The following is a 22,520-nucleotide window of genomic DNA, read 5'->3' as shown; positions in this document are numbered from 1 at the left end:
GTGTTGTTAGACTGCTGCCGCTTGGCGAGAAGCTCTTTCTAATCGAAGAAGGTTTCCTTCTGCGATCGCGAGAGAATCAACGTTATACGCTATTGAATGTTCGGCTCTGGAAGCTTTTTGGGCAGCATCCACTCGAGTCAGGGATTTTTCCAAAAGCATTCCGGCCACGAAACGAGCTGCGATCTCCACAGTTTCGAATGCGAACTCATCCTTGGTGCGTCCGTCCCCGATCCCTTTGTAGAGTTGGACTGCCTGTTCCAATTTTTCCCAAAGGCCTTTCAGATCGGCTGAAGGGGAGAATTTGGACATCTCTTCTTCTGCATACGCTCTCAAGTGACCGGAAGGAGACATTCCTGCTACTACTCCTCCGATGGCGGCCACTACTTGCAATTGAGTGGTTCCTTCGTAAATGGTAGTGATCCTGCTGTCTCGATAGATCCTTGCCACATCGTAATCTTCGGTATAGCCGCTTCCACCATGGATCTGTAACGCATCCGAAGCGATCGCAACGCAACCCTCGGAAGCATAATACTTGCTCATAGGAGTGAAAAGATCCGCGAGTTTTTCCCAGCGACGAATTCCTTCGTCTTGGCTCACATCTCTTTCGCTCTTTCCTTCTTCTTTGAGCATTCTTTCCTTTCTCCAATGATACAGATCGATTGCTCTTCCGGTTTCGGTAACAAGGCATCTTGTAGCGAGTATCTCTCTTTCCATTTTATCCAGGATCTTACGTACAGCAGGGATCTGTTCTATCGGTTTTCCGAATTGGATCCGTTCCGAAGCATACTTCTTTGCTTCGAAATAAGCCGCAGTCCCGATCCCCAAAGATTGGGTAGCGATAGTGAGTCTCGCGGCGTTCATCATTCCCATAGAATATTTCACGAGGCCGTAACCTGTCTTTCCGATCAATAGTCCGGGCGAATTCTCGAAGACCACTTCGCAAGTAGGAGAACAATGTAGACCGAGTTTATGTTCGATCCCTGCAACATGCACATCTTTTCCTTGCACTAAGAAGAAGGAAAGGCCTCTCGCTCCGCTTTCCGGACTTCCCGTTCTCGCTAAGGTCAAGATGATAGAAGGAGAATCTATATAACCGCAAGCGTGAGTGATGAATCTTTTCGCTCCGTTGATCTTCCAGGTCCCGTCCGCATCTTGGGTCGCTCTAGTTTGCACGTTCGGTAAGTCGGATCCGTAATTCGGTTCCGTCAAAGCCATCGCTGCGCTGAATTTTCCGGAAGCGATCTGAGGCAACCATTCGTTGCACATTTCTTCCGAAGCGAATCTTTCCATGATCTCGACTATATTAATATTTCCGTATGCAAGACAGAATGCCGCATCTGCTCTAGCCGCGATCTCGCACATTACGGACTGGACAGTCGCAGGCAGACCTAATCCTCCGTATTTTCTAGCAAGTGAGATCGGCATGAGGCCGGAGTCCTTTAAAGTTTTATAACATTCTTCTTGGGCCTTGGGGAATGTGACCTTGCCGTTCTCGTATTTTAAGCCGATCTGGTCCATCTCCTTACTTCTAGGAGCCACGAAGTCTCCCATGATCTCTCCTAAAGAATCCACAATGGATTTATAATAATCCACAGCTTCCTGTGCGTTAGAAGGAGCATAAGCGTATCTTTCGTCGTTGGTTTCCTTGTATTTTACGGAATCCTCGAATTTGTTTTCGTATGCAGTGACTAGTTCATTCCAATCGATGATATGATCGAAATGGGTTTGTAGGTCGGAATTATCTTGGAAATAGTTGCCTTGGATCATTGGCGTTTCTCCCTGTCGCTTGAGGCTTATAGATGTACTTCTTCCAAAAGAAAGTGTCAAGTCTTACCCGAAGATATAGCGTTGACTTGTATACTTTCGTTTGTTATACGAACACTGGAACGGCCGAACTAGCGTTCGGCAAATGGCGCTAAGTTCGACTAAACTCGGGTCGAAATGTAAAATAGAATGCGTAACCTTCTTCCGTTCGGGTCGAAACAATATCGGAGGACCAAGAGGTATGAAAAACTTCAGCATTCTATTCGGATCGGCGCTTTTCCTAACGAGCCTGATCTCGAACTGTACGGATTATATGGGCGCTCCGAAGGATAAGCCAGGAGGAAAAATGAATTTTGAAGTGCAAAAGTCGGAAGACGATTGGAAGAAGACTCTCAATCCGGAGCAGTACCGTATCTTAAGAGAAAAGGGAACGGAAAGGGCTTTTACCGGAGAGTATTATTATAACAAAGAAAAAGGTAAGTATTATTGCGCTGCCTGCGGAGCGGAACTATTCGATTCCAATACGAAGTACGAATCCGGAAGTGGATGGCCTTCTTTCTTTAAACCGGCTTCCGACAAGGCAATTCATTCCGAAACGGATACAAGTCATGGAATGAACAGAACGGAAGTGGTTTGCGCCAAATGCGGCGGGCATTTGGGACATGTGTTCCCGGACGGACCTGCTCCCACAGGGTTACGCTATTGTATTAATTCGGTTTCTCTCAAATTCAAAAAAGACTGAGATACCGAACAGGTGTAACGGATAAAATTCTGTTTGCGCCTCGAAGCTAAGAATGGATTCTACCGTAGGGCGGGATTTCCGCTCGCGGCAGCATCCGAATGAAGAAAGATCATCTTACCTACCTTCCTGAAAAAGGCGATATTCGTCCCGTATTCGTTCAACATCTCTTCGAGATCTATCATCATATCTATTATTTTATCTGTCATGTATTGGGGATTTTCATAGATCTTCCTCATCATACCGAGGGGTACAAGAGACCTATCGTTTGCGTTTCCGGATTCTTGGGGAGAAGTTTGACTTGGGCTGCGATGCGCAAGCATCTCATTTCGCTTGGACATCCTGTGTACGTAGTTCCTCTCGGATTCCAAGTCGGGAATATCAGAAAGAAAAGCAAGATCCTAGAAAACTTCCTGATAGAGAACGATATCAAAGACTGTTATCTTTTCTGTCATTCCATGGGCGGTCTGATCGCTGCAGGACTTAGCTATAAAGGAAGGGATAGGGTTCGTAAGATCTTCGTGATCGGAACTCCTTTGCGTGGGACTTACATGGCTTATCTTGCTCCGATCTTTCCTTGCACCTGGCAGATGATGCCTGGCTCCAAGCTCACTCAGGAAGTGGTGGAGACGTATTCTAAATTCCATAATGTGCAAGCCGTCTTTACCAAAGGAGACGGGATCGTTCGTCCTTGGGAAAATTCCCGTCTGGGACATTTCGACGATGTGGAGATCCCGGAATACGGACATCTGAATCTATATCTGGGTGCTTTAGGGGTAGAGTGCATGGGTTCTCTTGTCACCTCGGAGGAGAAGAAGGATCCGCTTCCTATCAAACAAAAGCCTGCTGCTCCAAAAGAAGAGATTAAAAAAGAAGTTTCGGCTCCTTCTTCTAAAACAAGCGCAAGTGCTAAGAAAAAGACTGCCGCTCCGAAAAAGAAATCGGGACCTTCTCCTAAGAAAAAAGCGGCACCTAAGAAAGCAAAATCCAAGAAGAAACGGTAAGATTCTTGAATTCTTTCCAGGAATGTGAGAGACTCTCCCATCTTTATGGAAGCATCCTCGGCCTATAATATCTTTTTTTCTAAATCTCTCTTATCTGTTAAGAGAAGTGCAATTTATTTCCTGTTACTTTTGGGATGGTACGGATGTAGCTCTCCTCAGCTCTCCACCTACCAAGAGCATAACGATCATTCCGAATTCATACCTAGTTGTTTGAATTTCCTTGCGGGAGAAGATTCTTATGTGCAACTTAAAGATCATAATACCTTAGATGAACTAAAGCATTCTGCTGAAGACCATGCCTCGAATAGCGTTGTTATCGGGGACCTGTATTACGACCTTGCCGCAAGAGAAGGAAGGCATTTCTTCTTGGATCCGGATGATCTAGTTACTTATTATAAGCCTAAGACTGTTGTGATCGGAGGCTGGGAAATGATCCAGCATCTATGTGCGAGGCATATCCGTCATGAGATCGAAAGAGGGTTTTATAGATCAGGTCTGATCGTAAGGAAGGATGCCGCTTCGATCCAGGAAGCAGAAAGCATCGCAAACGAGAATCTGGCTCTCTATCTGAAATTTGCAGAAGTCGCTAAAGGAAAGCCCAGCCATGTCCGAAATTTTCTTTTTATTCCGATATCAAAACTGGTTAAGCGTACAGAGAAGACTTATTTTCCTCCATGCAATCTATTGGAGAGATTAGGCACTCCTATCTTGAGCGGTTTGCAAGGAAATAAAAGGGATAGGGCCGCAATGACCGCATGGACAGAGATGATGCTTGCGGTTACGAATTATTCCATCACACATCCGCAAGAATGCAAGGTGACCGTTCGGACTCCGTTAAGGTCTTTTCATAGATCCGAAGAATCTGAATTCAAGGATCCATCCCAGATTTCTTCCAAATCGAGACGTACCGTTTCTAAAACAAGGTACGGTAGCAGCAGAAGGAGAAGATAAAGATTATCTGGCGGTATAGTCTTCGAATATCTCTCGGAGACTATCTTCCATTTCTCTAATATAACGCAGATCCTTGGTCATTCTCCAAAGAGTGATGGATCCGTGATAGGCCATGAGTACTCTTCTGGAAACGTATTGGATATCCATATTGCGGGTGAATTGCCCGGAAGCTACCGCTCTACTCAGATAGTCACGGATCATCTTCATCCATTTTTCCGCGATCCCCTTGAGGAACTCGGTATATTCCGGATCCGAGTCCATGACCTGATTCGCGAAACCAGCAAACGGATCTCCAAAGAATTCATAATGCCGGATCTGTCTTTCCTTTAAGATGACCCAGGCTCTCAAGAATTCCTGAACCTCAGGATATCTTTCCATCAAGGAACCTAGATCGGAGAGAGTCTTCTCCTCTTGTCGGGCAAGATAAGCGATGCCCAATTCTTTTTTAGAAGGGAAGTGATCGTAAAGGCTAGCTGCGACCGAACCGGATTCTTGGATAATTTGTCTCATTCCGGTATTGGAAAAGCCTTGTTTGTAGAAAAGTTCGGTGGCAGTATCGAGGATTCTCTCCCGAACGCTGGCCCCAGAATCTCTTTTTTTTCTCTGCGCAGTCATTTGAATTAATACGTTATTTTTCCAGTATGCGCCTTAAAACACCGTTTCGTCAATAGAATTTGGGTTTAGCTTAAGAAAAACCAGAACGAACGTTCTGTATTTTTTTATTGCTCCGATTTCCCTGGTGTCTAAGCTAGTGTCAGGAAGGTTCAAAATGTCGGTTACAGAAGAACAGCATGTAAGAACCAGATTTTCGGATCTAGATACGCAGAGACATACCACGAGCAGGACGTATGAGGACTCTTGTCTAGGCGAGAGATATAAGATATTGGAAGCAGCCGGCTATTCCTGGAAAAGAATGATAGAGGAATCGGTTCGCCTTCAAACTATTGGAGCAGATATTCGTTTTCTAGCCCAACAAATGGAAAATACGAATTTGTCCGTCAATACATCCGTTAGCTCGGGGGACGAAGGTTTTCTTTCCTTTATCCAAGAGGTGGTGGATCCGAGCGGGAAGGTCGCTGCCGAGATCCGGACTTTAGCTAGAACGGAGAAAGAGGGAAAACCCTTCCAGATCTTTCCTGTAGAAGAAAGCGCAGAAGCGCTTGTATCCTCCTTCGAGTCCGTGGCCCCATTTTCGGGACGATGCGAACGCGCGAGCGTAGACCGTGACCTATTCTTCTGTGAGAGAAATCCCTTTGGGGAATACAATCCATCTCATTACTGGAGACTCCTGGAAGAAGGAAGATGGAATTTTACCGACGAATGCGGGTTGAGTCTGGACGATTTGGTCGCAATGGACACAACCTTATTCTATATGGGTGGAAAGATACGTTATCATAAACCTCTGGTCGCAGGAAAGAAGGCGACCGTTAAGACTTGGATCCGCAGCTTCGAAAAAATATGGAGCCGGATGCGCCAAGAGATCATCGATTTCGAAACGGGAGAAGTGCTCGCCGAGTCCCTGGACGATCTCTTGGTTGTTTCTGTATCCAAGTCTCGTCCTAAAAAAGCGGGAGAAGATATGTTAAAGATCTTCTCAAGGATCACCGAGTTCCCCGAAGGAGAAGGTGAAAAATGAAGTATTATCTTACCTTGATAAACGAACCAAAACAAAGGTCTGGAGAAAGACAATGAAACTCGAAAAGAAACTGGCAATATGTACGCCACGTAGAACTCCCTTCGCTCAGATTGCGAAAGCTTTAGGACCCTATCCCGGCCATCATCTAGGTCGTATAGTTGCTGAAGATATTCTCGCAAAAAGCGGAGTGAAAAAAGAACAAATCGACGGGATCGTAGTCGGAGAAGGTTTCTCTAACGCTCCTAACTCGGCTCGTGTAATCGCCAATCTGATCGGCCTCAGAGACGAAGTTCCTTCGATCACTGTTTCCAACAACTGTGTATCCGGGATCGAAGCTCTTTCCGAAGCAGCTCGTCGCATCGTTTTAGGAGAAGGAGAATTGTTCCTAGTGATCGGTGAGGAGTCCCAGACTTCTATGCCTTTCGTAGTTAAGAACGCTCGCTTGAACAAGAAAGCGGGATCCTTGGACAAACTCAAAAAACTTCTTCCAGACAATCTTCCTGAAGGAGTCGAGTTGAGAGACACTCTTGAGGACGGACTAGGTGACGGAGAGACTTCTTACGGAATGCAAGTGACTGCGGAAATCCTCGCTCAAAACTACGAGCTTTCCCGTGAGATCACTGACAAACTCGCATTCGAATCCTTCAAAAGAGCATTAGAAGCTTCTAAAGCTGGAAAATACGCTCCATTCATCATTCCTATGAAAGACGAGGACGGAACCGAACTGACCATCGACGAGGCAGTAGGACTTCGTGAAGGTTTGGTGGAAAACCCAAGCCGTATGGGAAGAGCGATGCTTCTTTTCGACAACCCTCAAATGAAATTCGATGAGTTCAAAACTAAGTACGCTAAGTACCTGGAAAAAACTCACGGACCAACCGTTTCTATCTTCAACGCGAGCCCTCGTTCTGATGGTGCTGCCGGTGTGATCCTTACCACCGTAGAAAAAGCAAAAGAACTCGGTCTGAAAATCGAAGCAGTTCTTTCCGGATGGAGAATGAAAGGAGTGGATCCAAACCTTATGGGTATCGGACAAGCTTACGCTACAGAATCTCTTCTCCAAGACACCGGAGTGAAGATCGAGGACGTAGACTATGTTGAGATCCACGAGGCATTTGCTGCGACTGCAGTGGCTGCTCTTGTTCAGATCGAGAAAGATACCGGCTGGAAATGGGAACAAAAATTCGATGAGAAGAAGATCAATCCTAACGGAGGATCTATCGCGATCGGACACCCATTCGGAGCAACCGGTATCCGTCTCGTGAACAACGCGATCATGGACTTGCACGAAGATCCTAAAGCGAAGAAAGTTGTGATCACTGCTTGTGCTCACGGCGGTATCGCAGGAGCTATGCTTATCGAAAGATTCGAAGGTTAATCTAAGATTTAACTTTTATCTTTTGTGACAAACCTCGGGGGGAAACTCCCGGGGTTTTTTATTGAGATCTTAATAGTGGCTTTAAGGCATTCACTTCTAAAAGTCCTTATAGGATCGGATCTCGGGGTTTGACCTTCTTTTTCTTTCTTTTTAAAAATCCAAATGCGAACTAAAATATTTCTTTCCTTCCTGTATCGGGTGGGTCTAATATGTGTATATGCACTATTTGGTGTAGGTTCGACGACTTCTCCCAAAGGCTTGGAACTCAAGTAAGTGGGGAAGGGGCCGAGGGAGAGTAAGAAAATGAAACTCGAACAAAAATTGGCGATATGCACGCCTCGCAGAACTCCATTCGCACAAATTGCAAAAGGCTTGGGAGCTTATCCCGCTCATCATTTGGGTCAGATCGTAGCCGAAGACATTATCTCCCATAGTGGGATCAAGAAAGAGAATATAGATGGGATCGTAGTAGGGGAGGGATTTCCTAGCACTCCTAATCCGGCAAGAGTGATCGCAAACCTGATCGGCTTAAGAGACGAGGTTCCTTCGATCACACTATCCAATAACTGCGTCTCCGGTCTTGAGGCTGTTTCGGAAGCAGCTCGTCGCATCATTTTGGGAGAAGGGGACCTATTCTTAGTGATCGGAGAAGAGTCCCAAACAGATATGCCGTTCATCGTAAAGAATGCTCGCATGAATAAGAAGGCAGGTTCTCTGGAGAAACTGAAAAAACTCCTTCCGGATAATCTTCCTGATGGAGTGGAACTCCGAGACACTTTAGAAGATGGGTTGGACGACGGAGAGACTTCTTACGGAATGCAAGTGACCGCTGAAATACTCGCCCAGAATTATAATCTTTCCAGAGAGATCACTGACAAGGTCGCTTTCGAATCTTTTAAACGAACGTACGATGCTTCTATGGCAGGTAGATACGAACCGTTCATCATTCCGATGAAAGATGATGAAGGTAACGATTTGACTATCGACGAGGCGGTAATCCTTCGTAAGGGCCTCGTTGAGAATCCAAGCCGAATGAGTAGAGCCATGCTTCTATTCGATAATCCTCAAAGCAAATTCGAGGATTTCCTGAAGAAGTATGGAAAGTATATCACTAGATCTCACGGACCTACTGTTTCTATTTTTAATGCAAGCCCTCGTTCCGATGGGGCAGCGGGAGTGATCGTAACCACAGTAGCAAAAGCCAAGGCTCTGGGTCTGAAAATTGAAGGACTCCTTTCCGGATGGAGGATGAAAGGAGTGCATCCCAATCTAATGGGCATCGGACAAGCGGTCGCAACAGAGGGCTTACTACAAGATCTAAATCTGAAGATCCAAGATATGGACTATGTGGAGATCCATGAGGCCTATGGAGCGACTGCGGTTGCCGCCATGGAACAGTTGAAAATGGATACAGGTTGGGATTGGGAGAAGATGTTCGATGAGAAGAAGATCAATCCGAACGGAGGATCCGTTGCGATCGGACATCCTTTTGGGGCCACAGGAGTTCGCTTGGTGAACAATGCGATCATGGACCTGCAGGAAGATACGAATGCGAATAAGATCCTAATTACTGCATGTGCTCACGGAGGGATCGCAGGCTCCATGTTGATCGAAAGATATACGGCTTAGTAACTGATAGCACCTTATTTACCAGCCTCGGAAGGATCTCTTCCGAGGCTTTTTCTTTTATAGATCCTTCGCAAATAGAAAAACGGAATGTTGGATTAGTAAAAGAACTTCTTTATTTAGCAATTTCCATATCTGAAAGTTCGAGTTTCAAACGAATCAAGGAATAAATCGATGCGCTGATCCCTTTTTCATTTGATATAAAACGGATTGAATTTGCATCTTGGAGATATGACAGAGAAATTCGACGTTCTATCCATTCCTTTCAACGTACATATCCAACTCTCCAGACCCAAGACAGGAGAAGACGCTCTTCTTGTGATGGAAGACAAGCCCATTTACAAGAATCACGTAGGGACAGGACATGCTGCTGCGTTATTCGCTCTTGCTGAAGGAAGCGGTGGGGAATTCCTTCTTTCACGTATTTCCTCTTTGCCGTATGAGATCGTCCCTGTGGTGCGCAAATCTGAAGTGAAGTATAAGAAGCCTGCACAAGGAAGAGTGATCTCCCAAGGGATCATTAACGACGAAGAATGGTCCGCATTCCTCGCTCAACTCGATAAGAAAGGAAGAGCCGGACTTACTGTCGGAGTCGAGTTGTTCGACGAGACAAATGCGAACGTAGCAAGCTTCAGTTTCGATTGGTTCATTGCTAAGAAATAAGAACGATTCAATCCTCTTACTCAAAAAGACCGTGAGGCCTATCTTATAAGATGAAGCGGTCTTTTTGTAGATGCCTGTTCGACAATACTTACATAAAGTAATCTTCCACTTATATTCCGATTATAAAACTCTCCTTTTCTCTCTTCATCGTCGTTCGAAATAAATTCAAAAGTTGTAATGTTTATTTCGAACGACTTCGCTTGCAGTCGGCTTTTTCAAAAATTGTTTGACCTTCCTTGAATTTCGGATAAGCAAGTGTGCTACAACCAGTAGGTGGTGGAGAGAAAATGAAAAAGTTGAACTGGAATCTCGCATATGCTTTTGCCTTGATCCTTGTTATTTTAGGTTGTTCCGACAAGTCTTCGGAAAAATCGGAGAGTGATAACTTACTCGCTCTTGTAAACTCGTCCTCGAATTCGGCTTCCAGCCAAGGTTCTTCTATGAACAGTCTGGCAGCTTTGCCGACTTCTACTCCGTCGGATGTCTTTTTAGTAGGCGCCGCAAAGACGGATATTACCGGTCCATTCGTTCAATCCAGCACGGGTTATAATAGCCCGGGAGACCAAATGTCCGGATTGGCAATGAGGCTTTTCTCTCGAGCTTTTGTAGTGGAGCGTCCTGGAGGTTCCAGAGTGGCTATCGTGACGAATGATATGCTTCACATGTACCAAAGCGTTAAGGTCGGCGTGGTTAAGAAGTTGCAAGCCGACGGATACGGTTCTGCATTTAATAACGATAACGTAGTGATCTTTGCGACTCACGACCACTCCGCTCCTTCCAATATTTCCTGGTATACCTTGTTCAACTTATTCAACGGTGTGATCGGTTTCGATAAGGTTCACTATAATATCGTGGTCAACGGAACTGCGGCAGCCATCGAGTCGGCTTATAATGCAAGAAAGCAAGCCCGGATCAAATTCGCCACCGGCACCCTGTCGGGAGCTACAAATAACAGATCTTCCGCTGCGTATAACTGGAATATCGATAAGGATAATTTCGCCAAGAATACGGATGAAACCGTAAGCCTTCTTCGATTCGAGGGAACTGACGGGTCTCCTATCGGTTTGATCAACTGGTTCGGGGTCCACGGAACTTCTCTGGGGATCACAAACCGCCGCGCTCACGGAGACAATAAGGGTTATGCTTCTTATTTAGTGGAATCCACCAAGGGGAACGGATTTATTGCTGCCTTCCCGCAGACTGCTGTAGGAGATGTGAGCCCGAACCAACCGAATCCTACTGATATTACTAAGGCTTTCTTGAGACCGAATGATATAGATCCGAGCCTGGATCCTTTGGAGAATCCGATCGTTCACGGAACCAAGCAAGGAGCAAAAGCATTAGAGATCTATGATTCTGCTTCTTCTGTATTGACGGGAAGTATCGGTTACAGACATTCTCATGTGGTTTGGAATAATAAGATCGCAGTAGACCAAAACTATATCGGCACATATTCCATGCCTTGGGATACGAATAGCGGAAACACTACCTGTGTCGCTACGATCGGTGGTGGGTTCCTTGCAGGAGACGAAGAAGGTGCTCCGGTCGATTTCGCGAAAGAAGGAGATATCCGAAACAATTTCGTGCTCCAAAACGGAGTTTGGGTAAAACAAAATTATAGTCTGACCAATGCAAGCGGTGCCGCGCAGATCCTGGGCTATCTCTGGCCTTTGGCTCAGATCGCATTGAATTCCAGCAAATATGAAGGTTGCGATAAGGAAAAATTCACTCTTCTTCCAGTGGGTGAAGTGGACAGCTTCTGGTTCCCGAACCCTCAGGTTCCTTTCGTTCCAGTAGTACTTCCTTTGCAGATCCTTTCGATCGGGAACACTGCTATCTTAACCTTCCCATTCGAGTTGACTACCATGGCTAGTAGAAGATTGAGAGCAAAAGTCGGAACTACGTTGGCTAATGGTGGTTATTCGAATATGGTGATTGCGGGAATGGCAAATGCGTATGCTCAGTATTTAGCTACTCGAGAGGAATATTCCGCGCAAAACTTCGAAGGTGGTTTCACGGCCTATGGTCCTTGGTCGAATGCGGCATTGATCCAAGAATTCGATCGGATAGCAGGCGATCTAGTTGCAGGTAGATCTACGAATGCCGGACCTACTCCGCCCGATCTTTCCAGCCAACAGTTTATCCAGACTTGGCTTTCTCAAAATGGGATCGTGAACGACGGAGGGAATTTCGGTACAGTTCTTACGGATGCAAATGCTTCTTATAACAAAGCTAAGGATACCGTTTCCGTAAGATTCCAAGGTTCTCATCCAAGAGTAGTCCAAGACAAGAAACTGGACGGAAGCCTATCTTCTTACTATGATCCGAATACATATACCTATCTCGAGATCCAAAAGAAGAATGGAAGTTCTTGGACTACCGTCGCTACCGATAACGATCCTTATACTGCATATGATTGGGTAAGGACTGGTGGAGACCTGTCTCCTACTTCGGAAGTTACGATCACTTGGTTGATCCGTAACCAACAACCTGGGACATATAGAGTCGTATACAACGGTTTGGCGAAACAATTCTGGGTCTTCTTCTGGACGTATGCCAAGTTCACAGGAATATCGAAGGAATTCGTTTTACAATAAAACCGAAACGTTCGCGGTTCAAAGAAAAAAACGGATCCCATTCATTGCAATTCTCCCGGAAACAGGTGGACCTGTTTCCGGGTTTTGCGTATGATTCCTTCTATGGTTCTCAAATCTGTTTCCGTTTCTCTTCTTCTCTTATTGCTTCCTCTCTCTATGGTGCTTTCCCAGCCGAAAGGGATCTATGATTTCACTGTGAAAGATATCAAGGGCAAGGATATCTCCATGTCCAAATATAAGGGAAAGACACTTCTCATCGTGAATGTCGCTTCTAAATGCGGATATACCTACCAATATGAAAATTTGGAAAAAGTATATCGCAAGTACAAGGATAAAGGCTTTCAGATCGTAGGCTTCCCGGCGAATAATTTCCTGTACCAAGAGCCCGGTTCTAACGAAGAAATAGAACAGTTCTGTAGAGTGAAGAAGGGAGCGACCTTCGATATGATGTCTAAGATCTCCGTAAAAGGGGACGACCAAGCTCCCATCTATACCTACCTGACTGCCAGCGCTCCGGAAACTGGAGATATCAAATGGAATTTCGAAAAGTTCCTGATCTCTCCTGCAGGAAAGATCGTTGCTCGTTACAGATCCGGAACGGAACCGGATAGTAAAGAAGTCATGGAAGAGATTGAGAAAAACTTAAAGTAATACTTTTTCGTTTTTTAAATATAGCGAAGCCGCGAGTGTTGATGGAAAGACCGCGGCTTCCCCCTTTATACATATTCTTTCAAAAATGCTAATGTGATCGCCCAAGCTTGGTCCGCGGATGATTTGTGATAGGCTCCTCTCGCATCACAAAAGAAACCATGCTCCGCTTCCGAAAAGACCAGTTCCGTAAAATTCTTGTCCGCAGCTCTTAGAGAATCCGCAACTGCTCGGATCTGATCCGGCTTTGTTCCCTTATCCTTTCCTGCCCAGACGAGTAACAAAGGTGCTCTTTGTAGGGCCGAATAATCCGTGCTTTGAATGATCCGAGTTCCGTAATAAGAGATCGCCGCCTTGAGAGAGAACATTGCGTTTGCAAGAAAGGAAACCCTTCCCCCCAAACAATATCCTATGCTTGCGATCCGATCCGGTTCTATCTTGGGATTGGAGTGGATCCATTCGAAGACTGATTTAAGATCTGAGCCTAGATTCTCCGGAGTGAGTTGGCCGAAATGGATCTGCAAGGATTGAAAGTCGTCATAGGATCCTACGAAACCGGGAGGAGCCGTTCTATAGAACAATTCGGGAGCGATCGCAACATAGCCTTGTTTGGAAAAGCGAATTGCAATATCCTTAATATGATCGTTCACCCCGAAGGCCTCTTGTAGGACTAAAATACAAGGAGAAGGAGAAGAGTCCGGATATGCAACGAAGGCCTGCATGGTTCCGTGAGCCGTGTCGATCTGAATTGTCTCTGTCTTCGCTGTATTATGATTTTGGGACATACATTTCTAACCGGTGAATTAGAAATATGGAAATTTATTGACTTTTGTCCAGTCTTTCCTCGAATTTTTATATCCGATTAAATTCTTTTCTTTTTATTCTTTTTTCTTATATTGGAAAAATGTCTTTTTATAAATACCTAGGGGTGATCCTCTTTCTTCCCACGTTCCTATTCGCGGAATCGAATGCTTCTCCGGAGATCTATGACACCAAGACAAAAGAGAAGGTTTCCTGGGCCATGATCGAAGAAAAAGCGAAAGATGCGGATGTGATCATCTTTGGAGAAGAGCATAACGATAAGTTGGGCCATGCTTGGAAGCTGGAAGCCTTAAAGGATCTATCTCGCAAATTCGCATTAACTCTTTCCTTGGAAATGCTAGAAAGGGACCAACAGAGATCCGTAGACGAGTATATGAGAGGCGAGATCACTGAGAAGGGCTTCTTGAATTCAGGAAAGTTTTGGCCGAATTACCAGAACGATTATCATCCGTTAGTCGTATATGCAAAGGAGAAGTCGATCTCGGTACTCGCCGCTAACGCTCCTAGGAAATATGTAAACCTAGTTTCGAACCAAGGGCTGGAAGCATTGTATAGAATTCGTTCTCCATATCTTCCTCCAAGATATTTATATAATTTGCATAGACAAAAGGAATACGAAGAAGCCGTTGCCGCTGTTCTAGGGGAGCATGGCACGGATCAAGACAAACAAAAGTTTATCGATGCTCAGCATGTTTGGGATTCCAGCATGGCAGACTCTATTGTCGAAGCTCATTATTTGTTAAAACGAAAAGTAGTGCAGGTGAATGGAAGGTTTCATTCGGATAAGGGCCTCGGTCTGACCTATAGACTTAGACAAATGGGGCTGAAAGTTTTGGTTCTAAGTATTTTTCCTTTGGAAGAGGGTAAATCCATCTCCGATCCAGATTGGGGTTTAGCCGATTTCCTTGTGATTACGGAAAGAAAACCTGTGCCTTGATACTTTCGTGCTTGTAGGAGAAATCGAATCCTCCGACATTAATAGGGATGTTGGAGACTAAGGTCCGCACTCTTACTGAAACCAAGTTTGAATGCCTTTCTTGTGGAACGATTTCCAGGCTGCCGGAAGGAGTTCCTACAGGAACAGTCTTCAAGCTTACTTGTTATCGATGCGGGAACAAGGCCTTAGTTAAATATGTATCCACCTTTCAGGAAACTGAAACGGATCGGCCTAATCGACAGTCCGAACTTCCGATCCTAACTCCTCCCAAACAGCCGGTTTCCTTTACTTCGCCTCAGCAACCTTCTCCTTCTCCTTCTTTTTCGGTCCCTAAAAAAGAAGAGAAGAAGATCCAGACTCCCGGCATCTTAGATACTCTTAAGACTAAATTTACGGATTGGAAAAAGGACTGGGCCAACGGTTCTGTAGAAGAGAGACCTTGGTTCCAAAAGATACGTACTGCTACCGAAGGGCCGACTGCATTTCATCGTCCGGTCAAGACCCTTGCGGAAAGATTATTAGATAGAAGTAGAAAGTTCAAGTTCCCTAAGATCAAAATGAATTTTTGGTTTTGGGTCCTTCCTCTTCCTTTGGCCTTGGTTTTTCTGATCTTTTTCTGGTTGGGAGTTATCCAAAAAGAAGGAGAGGTCGAAGGTTTATTAAGTATTTTTTATATTCATCAGCCCACAGTCATTTACGACAGAGACGGAAAGAAGGTCTCAGAGATCTTCGGAAAGAAAACGAGCAATCTGGAATGGGACGCTTATCCCGAAAATCTGAAAAAGATGGTCCTTCTTGTAGAAGACAGAAGCTTCTTTTCTCACGGAGGGATCCATTATTCTTCCGTGCTGAGAGCCTTCTTCGTGAATATCATCAGTTTCCGTTTTAAGCAAGGAGCTTCCACGATCACGCAACAGTTGGCTCGGATCATGATGAATGATCGCGAAAAGAGCCTGGGTAGAAAATGGAAGGAAGCTCAGCTGGCTTATGCCTTAGAATCCGCCTTGGACAAGGAAAAGATACTTCTTCATTATATGAACAATGTGTATCTCGGCCATGGCGCTTTCGGATTCGCGAGTGCCTCCGAGTTCTATTTCGGAAAGAAGCCAAAGGACCTGAATATTCCCGAGATGATCGTTTTGGCGTCTTTGGCCTCGGCACCTAACAGATATTCCCCTTTAAAGAATCCGGATCTTTCTCTTGGCAGGGTAGAAGCTATTTTAAAATCACTGGAAAATGACGGGGCCTTGAAAGAAGATCTTCGTCCTTCCATGATGGATATCTATCAGGCATTTAATACTCGTTCGCCGGGGGAGACCGTATATGGGAATCGAAAGGATGATTCTCCTTACGTTACGGAGCATGTAAGAAAGTTCCTCCAGACCTTATACCCTGATTCGAATATCTATGAAAGCGGTGGATTTTCCGTTTATACTACCATCTCTCAGCCGGTTCAGGCCGAGTTGCAGAGAGTGGTCAAGTCTCATGTGGAGAATCTGCTTCGAAGCGGACAAGTTAGACGAAATCGATTGACGGATCCGGGAAAGAACTCGGATGTAAATCCTTTCCGGAATCTGATGGCGGATCTTTCTCCTGCCCTGGAATTATTCATAGATACGGATCGATTTGCGACGACTGGAGACAGTGGTTTGCAGGCGGCCGTGGTCGCAGTAGATCCTCAGTCCGGAGATATACTTCTTCTTCATGGGGGAACTGAGTTCAAGGCAGACAATCAGTTTTCTCGTGCAACTGCGATGTATCGTCAAACTGGTTCTACGATCAAGCCTATCTTATATTCGGAAGCGATCGATTCGGGGATCGCGACTCCTGCGACCCATATATTGGACGCTCCTTTGATCTATAGAAATGCCGTCTCGAATTGGATGCCTGAGAATATAGGAAACCAGTATGACGGAGACATTTCTCTGAGGGTTGCACTCGCTAAATCAAAGAACACTGCTGCAGTCCAAATTGCCGAAAAACTTGGGTTAGGCGAGATCTCGGATGCGTTCCAAAGATTCTTCTTTCCGGAAGACAAGGTTCTAAAGACTAGATTCAGAAGGGATCTTTCTTTGGCATTGGGCTCCTTAGAACTTTCTCCATTGGAAATGGCCTCAGCCTATTCTGCGTTTGCAAACGATGGAAATGTGGTTCGTCCTCATCTTATTGAAAAAGTAGTTGATAGAGCGGGTAACGTAGTATTCCAAAGAAAGGACCAGGACGAATTCAATCTAAAATGGCCTGCGACTCGTAAGGTAATCTCTCCTCCTACCGCTGAGATTATGGTGGATCTTTTGCATGGAAGTGCGAATCATGCAGGGGTCCGTAATACGGGATATAGGGGAGAAGTGGCCGGAAAGACTGGGACCACGAACGATCATCGGGATGCTTGGTTCGTAGGAGTTCGACCAGGTATCTCCATGGCGGTTTGGTTGGGTTACGATTCTCCCAGCTTCGGGATGGGAACGTCCGCGTTAGGCGGAACAGTGGCAGCTCCTCTCTGGGGAACCGTCGCCAAACTATTCGATTCTGCGGAAGCAGGAGACAAGGACGAGAAAAGAAGATATCAGTTCTCCCAGAGAGCGGTAACTCTTGCTATCTGTCCGGAATCTGGAAAACTCCCAGGGCCGGATTGTCCTAAGAAAGAAAATGAACTATTCCATCCTTCTCATGTGCCGACGGAAGTTTGCCCTCTCACTCATAAATCGGACGCAAAGCAGGAGCTTCTGAAGAATGTTTTCTAAGGGGCAAGCAGGACTTTGCCTTCTTCTGTTTATATTCGGGTTCTCAAAGCTCGACGCAGTTTCCTACGAAGAAGCCTACGAGTTAGAGAAGGAAGCTCCTATCTTCGCTATTCCTCTTTACGAAGAAGTAGTGCGAACCGCTCCGACAGCGGACGTAAGAAAGACTGCTTCCTCTCGCCTTTATTTCTTGTACGAAAAATTCAATAAGTACGTTCCCGCATTGCAATACCAGATCAGGGCCGGTACTTTAAAGAATAAGAAAGGAGAATGGTCTCCTTTGGTCCGCAATCTGGCCGAGGGTTTAGGAGTAAGCGCGTTTTCTTTATTAGGGATCTTGAATGCTTGTTCCAAGGAAACTTCTGCATGGATCCCTCCCGAGCCTACAGTGAACCCAGATACAGGAGAATTGATCCAGCCAATCCCCCCGGAACCATATCGGATCCTGTCCAAGAAGGAAAACTTTCCTTTGGTCCGATTCTGTTATTCCTTGAAAATGAAATACAGGGACTATGAAGGTTGGGACCATATATTCTTTTATTTATTCGATAAGGAATTGATCACTAGGGATAGCGCTCTTCCTCTTTGGGTGGGTTCTTCTATCCAATCCGGAAAGGGAACACCGTATCGTAGGATCTTTTTGTCGGGAAGGTTCAAAGAACTGAGTAACGATTCCAAAGCGGACCTATTATTCTTGTATGCTAAATTTCTCCGTCACAAAGGAAGATTCGAATCTAGCACGCGATACTTTTTGATGAGTGGGAACTATTCATCTGCCAAGAGAGCAAGATGGGAAACTGCAAAGAACCTTCTTCTCATGGATAGAAAGAAGGAGGCCTGCACTTATGTAGGAGACTCTTTCTACTCCGGTGACGAGTCAGAGATCTTGCTCAAGAAGATCTGCCAGTCCGGCTCAGGAGATTGGCTTACTGCATATGTTCCCTCTATTAAGATTCTATTAAGAGAAAATCCGGATCCTGTATTTGTATATGCATTAGAAGGTGGAGGAAGAGAAGCACAGGATTTCTTTTTGAAACAAGTCGGATCGAAATCCTCCGACAAGGACGACGATGGAGAAGAAGATTCCGAATCTACAGAGATCCTTGCAAAATTAGTCCCTCCGGATAGTAGATTGAAATTCCCATTTTGGGATGCAAGAGACAAGGAAGCGGATCTGCTCGTGCCAGACCGAGCCAAGTACTTATGCAAGGTGATCCGTAGGCCATTCTTCGGAACTCCTTCTATCCAACCCCAATTCTGCAAAGAAGTCTCACCGGGAAGTTTGGAAACACTTCTCTCGATTGTAGGAGAAGAGGAAGAAGAAACAAGCTTTGCCTTTGCGGATCCCGCTTATCTTCCTCTTTCCGTAAAATGGTTATGGAAGGACATCTCAAACGGAGATGCTAATCCTGAGGGAATTCCTGCCAAGCCAACCAAGGGACCTTATGCAGAAGCCGGGCCATGGAGCTTAGAATATATCGTTTATCGCAAAGTATTGAACCGCGCCTATGCGGAGATCCGGCTTGGTAAAGATCAGTATTATGTTGTATCGGTGAAACCTTCGTATGTGATCTGGAGCAAGCATTAGGAAGCGATCTTCTAATTTACTGCTGAACACCAGCGCGCCAGACTGCGCGAATAGATAAAGTATCCGAAATATTCCGAAGCGGATCTCCATCCACCAACAGCAAATCAGCTCGAGCTCCCGGAAAGATCCTGCCGCGATCATTTAGGCTAAACCTTCTTGCTGGAACGGAAGTAGCAGCGCGTAATGCTTCGATAGGTTTGAATCCGGCGGCAACCAATAACTGCAATTCATGATGAAGACTAGCACCATGAGCAAGTCCTCCAAGATCTGCGATCGGTTCGGAGACGTCGCTGCCGGCGAGTATATCCACACCTGCCTTATGCAGAGCCATTACACTTTCGAAAGAATCTTCTAGTTTTCCTTTCGGATAGACGTTCATATTCTTTGAAAGAGCTTCTAACCATTCTTTACTCAACTTAGAACTAACTCGTTTATCTGCGACTAATGTGAGGGGACTATTGCCGAAAGCGGTGGAGAGAGTAGTCAGTGTAGGCACAACGAATGCGCCGGAAACTCGAATGGAAGAGATCAGTTCTTTGTCCGGTTTTTCATCAAAGAACAAGTGGGCCAACCCATCTACTCCTGCGGAGATCGCTCTTCGTCCACCTTGAACAGAGGTAACATGAGCGATCGCCATCTTGCCAAGATGATGTGCCTCATTCACAGATGCCACTAAAGTCGCATCATCAAGTACGGGAAGTCCAGGAGTGCCGACTGTATTACCATCTTCTATAATGATCTTAATGAAGTCGGAACCTTCTTTTACTTGTTTGTCTACAAATTGGATCGCTTCTTCCGGAGTGGAAACGAACGGATAACGATAGAATAATTTTAAGAACCAGTTGCTGCTCAGTTGTATGTACTGAGTAGGATGTCCACCGGGAGGAGTGATCCCCATTCCCGCAGAACGCATATCCGCAATATCATTCCGATTTGCAATTTGCCAACGTTCCCAAAACATCCATTGGCCTGTCATTTCCAGTTCCGTCGTTACTCCGAATAAGAGCGCATCACGTAAACCGTCAATATCCGTATGAACATGGGAGTCTATTAGACCAGGCAGCAACATTCCGCCTTTTGCATCTAAGATCTTGGCGCCTTCCGGAATATTTCCACCGATAGACTGGACCTGATTCCCTTTGATAACTACTGTCCGAGCTTGGATCAGCTCTTCTCCATCAAAGATATTCGCATTCGTGATCGCGATCGTCTGATCTTCCGATGCTGTAGATCTTTTACATTCAATTAAGAAGAAGCCTGATACTATCGCGGCAGCAACGATCGTTTTCAGAAAAATGAATGCTAGATAAGGCATAACGAGTTCTTTTTTGATTTTCATAGATAGACTGCTCTTGCCTGAATGAGACCATACTTGGGGAGAAGGTTCCCAAAAGATCAAGCGGGTATCGGAAGGTTAATGGAAAAGAATGGATTTGCGATTTCGTCTTTGGACAAAGTCCACTACAAAGTGAGGAAGAAAAGAGTTCCCACATGCGCAGATTTCGCTTGCGAGTTCGCAATTTTTATGATAGGGAAAATCTCGCAAACCCACGAGCCACTCCCCCCAATCCCGAGATGGGCGGGGGCCGCACTTTTGTAAATTTTCGTTATATATGATTTCTTTATAAAGAAGGGAAGAACTTACTGGGCAGGGAAGGATTCGCCTCTACGCAGTTTCACATCCTGCTCAACTGGGCTCCGAGGCGTCTTTCTCACGCTTTTCGCCATCCATGGCTCGAGTCGCATTCGTTTGCGCTCTCTATGGATCGCTACGAATGCTCTCGCTCGAAAGCTTCGAACCCTTCCGGATTCTTCAGTATATTAGGATTTTGTTTTAGGTAAGGAGAACTTACTGGGCAGGGAAGGATTCGAACCTTCGAAGGCTTGGCCAGCAGATTTACAGTCTGCCCTCGTTGACCGCTTGAGTACCTACCCGTTGTTCAAAGCCATTATTTTTGCTTAGGGTGGTCGGTCAATCTTATTCGGAAAAGAGGAACGAGCTGCCTATAGGAATCGAACCCACAACCGGCTGATTACAAATCAGCTGCTCTACCAATTGAGCTAAGGCAGCGTTCAGAGACAGTTTTAGATTCTATTTTGCTGGGTCAATCGATTAAAAAGGATTTTCTCGTGTTGGCTCTTCGTGCTAATTGGACAGATGCCTCTTTTTCTGATCAACTCCGGAATGACGATCTCCATTCTTCTTTTCTATGCAGGTTACTGGTTTCGGTTCCGCAACAATCGTCTGCATAGGCTCTTCAATTCGACAGGCATTCTTTTTAATTTGGCAACGGCGGTTTATCTTCTCGCGCTGAAATATTTAGGCGGCGGAATAGAACAGGCTGGCGTGATCCCGAATGTGGAAAGGCTATACATCGATATACATAGAGCGATCGCTGCTCTTACTTTAATTTTAATGCTTCTCATGGGTTGGTCTGGCTACACGGGAAAAAAAAGGTTCCATAGGAAGCTTCACTTTATTTTTCTACCATTATACACTCTCGTTTATATCTCGGGACTCTTTCTGTTCCGTTCGAGCAATTAGGATTCGGGGCCTCTGCACTCATGGAAGACATTAAGGACATAAAAGTATTCGCCAATAATATTCGTAAGAATGTGATCAAAATGGTCACTGCAGCCAAATCCGGGCACCCGGGTGGTCCTCTCGGTCTTGCGGATATTTATGCCGTTCTCTATAAAAAGGTCCTAAATCACAAGCCTTCCGATCCGGATTGGGAAGATAGGGACAGACTCATTCTCTCCAACGGACACGTATGCGCAGTACGTTATGCGGCCATGGCACAAGCGGGTTTCTTTCCAGAGTCCGAGCTTTTGACTTTTAGGAATATCAACTCTAAGCTCCAAGGTCACCCTTCTACTCGATATTTGAAAGGGATCGAAAGTTCTTCCGGCTCTTTGGGCCAAGGACTTTCCGTTGCAGTGGGCATCGCTTTAGGAGCGAGACTATCCAAGAAGAATTATAAGGTCTACGCTTGTATTTCAGACGGAGAATGCGGAGAAGGGATGACCTGGGAAGCCGCTCAATCCGCGGCTCACTACAAGACGGATAATTTAGTCGCATTTATGGATAAGAACGGAATCCAGATCGACGGATTCACTAAAGATGTAATGAATCTGGAACCTTTGAACAAAAAGTTCGCAGCATTCGGTTGGAATGTGATCGAAGCGAACGGTCATGATGTGGATGCGATCCTTACAGCTTTTGAGAAGGCAAAATCGCACAAAGGTTCTCCAACCATTATTCTTTTTGAAACTGTTCTTGGAAAAGGCGTCTCTTTCATGGAGAATAATCCTGGATGGCATGGAACTCCTCCGAATGCCGAGCAAGAAAAGAAAGCTCTCGAAGAGTTGGAGCAGCTCGTTCTATAACACTTTTCGGTTAGAGTCATAAATTATTTTTGTCTC

General features: G+C 45.4%; 18 protein-coding genes and 2 tRNA genes. 14 read left to right on the top strand and 6 right to left on the bottom strand.

The genetic code is table 11. From position 1 onward, the window contains the following. Positions 1-6: 6 nt before the first annotated feature. Positions 7-1,767, bottom strand: a complete 1,761-nt coding sequence (locus EHO57_RS05050) for an acyl-CoA dehydrogenase family protein (RefSeq protein WP_135646217.1) — start codon at positions 1,765-1,767, stop codon at positions 7-9. A gap of 343 nt (positions 1,768-2,110) precedes the next feature. Between EHO57_RS05050 and msrB the strand changes: the two genes are divergently transcribed. The 3 genes from msrB (at position 2,111) to EHO57_RS05035 (ending at position 4,458) form a co-directional block, all read left to right on the top strand. After that, positions 2,111-2,506: a peptide-methionine (R)-S-oxide reductase MsrB gene (gene msrB / locus EHO57_RS05045; RefSeq protein ID WP_210410052.1), complete on the top strand. Its 396-nt coding sequence runs from the start codon at positions 2,111-2,113 to the stop codon at positions 2,504-2,506. Between the two features lie 98 nt (positions 2,507-2,604). Beyond that, positions 2,605-3,507, top strand: coding sequence for an esterase/lipase family protein (locus tag EHO57_RS05040; protein ID WP_135646219.1), 903 nt, complete (start codon positions 2,605-2,607; stop codon positions 3,505-3,507). Between the two features lie 45 nt (positions 3,508-3,552). Continuing rightward, on the top strand, positions 3,553-4,458 hold the full coding sequence (locus EHO57_RS05035; protein ID WP_135646220.1) for a hypothetical protein: 906 nt from the start codon (positions 3,553-3,555) through the stop codon (positions 4,456-4,458). 3 nt (positions 4,459-4,461) lie between these two features. On the opposite strand, the gene EHO57_RS05030 is transcribed toward EHO57_RS05035, so the two are convergent. Beyond that, positions 4,462-5,073: a TetR/AcrR family transcriptional regulator gene (locus tag EHO57_RS05030; protein WP_135583796.1), complete on the bottom strand. Its 612-nt coding sequence runs from the start codon at positions 5,071-5,073 to the stop codon at positions 4,462-4,464. Positions 5,074-5,227: 154 nt separating this feature from the next. Here EHO57_RS05030 and EHO57_RS05025 point away from each other — a divergent pair, with 154 nt between their 5' ends. From EHO57_RS05025 to EHO57_RS05000, 6 genes are all read left to right on the top strand, one after another. After that, a complete protein-coding gene (locus tag EHO57_RS05025; RefSeq protein WP_135646221.1) occupies positions 5,228-6,094 on the top strand; it encodes a thioesterase family protein in 867 nt (288 codons plus the stop codon). A gap of 52 nt (positions 6,095-6,146) precedes the next feature. Then, positions 6,147-7,472: a thiolase family protein gene (locus EHO57_RS05020; protein ID WP_135646222.1), complete on the top strand. Its 1,326-nt coding sequence runs from the start codon at positions 6,147-6,149 to the stop codon at positions 7,470-7,472. 303 nt (positions 7,473-7,775) lie between these two features. After that, positions 7,776-9,101 (top strand): thiolase family protein, encoded by a 1,326-nt coding sequence (locus EHO57_RS05015; RefSeq protein WP_135646223.1) that lies wholly within the window; start codon positions 7,776-7,778, stop codon positions 9,099-9,101. A 228-nt stretch (positions 9,102-9,329) separates the two neighbouring features. Beyond that, entirely contained in the window at positions 9,330-9,761 is a 432-nt protein-coding gene (locus tag EHO57_RS05010) for a YiiD C-terminal domain-containing protein (RefSeq protein WP_135646224.1), read from the top strand. A gap of 287 nt (positions 9,762-10,048) precedes the next feature. Beyond that, the gene (locus tag EHO57_RS05005; protein WP_135646389.1) at positions 10,049-12,358 is read left to right on the top strand and encodes a neutral/alkaline non-lysosomal ceramidase N-terminal domain-containing protein; all 2,310 of its coding nucleotides are present in this window, start codon (positions 10,049-10,051) and stop codon (positions 12,356-12,358) included. A gap of 102 nt (positions 12,359-12,460) precedes the next feature. Then, positions 12,461-13,009 carry a glutathione peroxidase gene (locus EHO57_RS05000; RefSeq protein ID WP_135646225.1) on the top strand — a complete coding sequence of 183 codons (549 nt, stop codon included), beginning with the start codon at positions 12,461-12,463 and terminating at the stop codon, positions 13,007-13,009. A gap of 65 nt (positions 13,010-13,074) precedes the next feature. Here the strand turns inward: EHO57_RS05000 and EHO57_RS04995 are convergent, their stop codons facing one another. Continuing rightward, on the bottom strand, positions 13,075-13,791 hold the full coding sequence (locus EHO57_RS04995) for a dienelactone hydrolase family protein (protein WP_135646226.1): 717 nt from the start codon (positions 13,789-13,791) through the stop codon (positions 13,075-13,077). Positions 13,792-13,910: 119 nt separating this feature from the next. Here EHO57_RS04995 and EHO57_RS04990 point away from each other — a divergent pair, with 119 nt between their 5' ends. Genes EHO57_RS04990 through EHO57_RS04980 form a run of 3 tightly spaced genes read left to right on the top strand, consistent with a single transcriptional unit; the run spans position 13,911 to position 19,094 of the window. After that, positions 13,911-14,765 (top strand): ChaN family lipoprotein, encoded by an 855-nt coding sequence (locus EHO57_RS04990; protein ID WP_135646227.1) that lies wholly within the window; start codon positions 13,911-13,913, stop codon positions 14,763-14,765. Positions 14,766-14,812: 47 nt separating this feature from the next. Next, entirely contained in the window at positions 14,813-17,509 is a 2,697-nt protein-coding gene (locus EHO57_RS04985) for a transglycosylase domain-containing protein (RefSeq protein WP_135646228.1), read from the top strand. After that, positions 17,499-19,094: a hypothetical protein gene (locus tag EHO57_RS04980; protein WP_246050529.1), complete on the top strand. Its 1,596-nt coding sequence runs from the start codon at positions 17,499-17,501 to the stop codon at positions 19,092-19,094. Before EHO57_RS04985 ends, EHO57_RS04980 begins: the two co-directional genes overlap by 11 nt. Positions 19,095-19,110: 16 nt before the next feature. Here EHO57_RS04980 and EHO57_RS04975 read toward each other — a convergent pair whose 3' ends face one another. From EHO57_RS04975 to EHO57_RS04965, 3 genes are all read right to left on the bottom strand, one after another. Beyond that, positions 19,111-20,433: an amidohydrolase family protein gene (locus EHO57_RS04975; protein WP_246050528.1), complete on the bottom strand. Its 1,323-nt coding sequence runs from the start codon at positions 20,431-20,433 to the stop codon at positions 19,111-19,113. Positions 20,434-20,947: 514 nt separating this feature from the next. After that, a tRNA-Tyr gene (locus tag EHO57_RS04970) sits at positions 20,948-21,029 on the bottom strand. Positions 21,030-21,092: 63 nt separating this feature from the next. Further along, positions 21,093-21,165: transfer RNA gene (locus tag EHO57_RS04965), tRNA-Thr, on the bottom strand. 87 nt (positions 21,166-21,252) lie between these two features. Here EHO57_RS04965 and EHO57_RS04960 point away from each other — a divergent pair. Next, entirely contained in the window at positions 21,253-21,639 is a 387-nt protein-coding gene (locus EHO57_RS04960; protein WP_135646229.1) for a hypothetical protein, read from the top strand. 20 nt (positions 21,640-21,659) lie between these two features. Beyond that, on the top strand, positions 21,660-22,484 hold the full coding sequence (locus EHO57_RS04955; protein WP_135646230.1) for a transketolase: 825 nt from the start codon (positions 21,660-21,662) through the stop codon (positions 22,482-22,484). The last annotated feature ends 36 nt before the right edge of the window (positions 22,485-22,520 follow it).

It is taken from the genome of Leptospira langatensis (assembly GCF_004770615.1).
Lineage (GTDB): Bacteria > Spirochaetota > Leptospiria > Leptospirales > Leptospiraceae > Leptospira_B > Leptospira_B langatensis.
The sequence above is the reverse complement of the archived record's forward strand: the minus strand, read 5'-3'. Positions and strand labels throughout refer to the sequence as shown.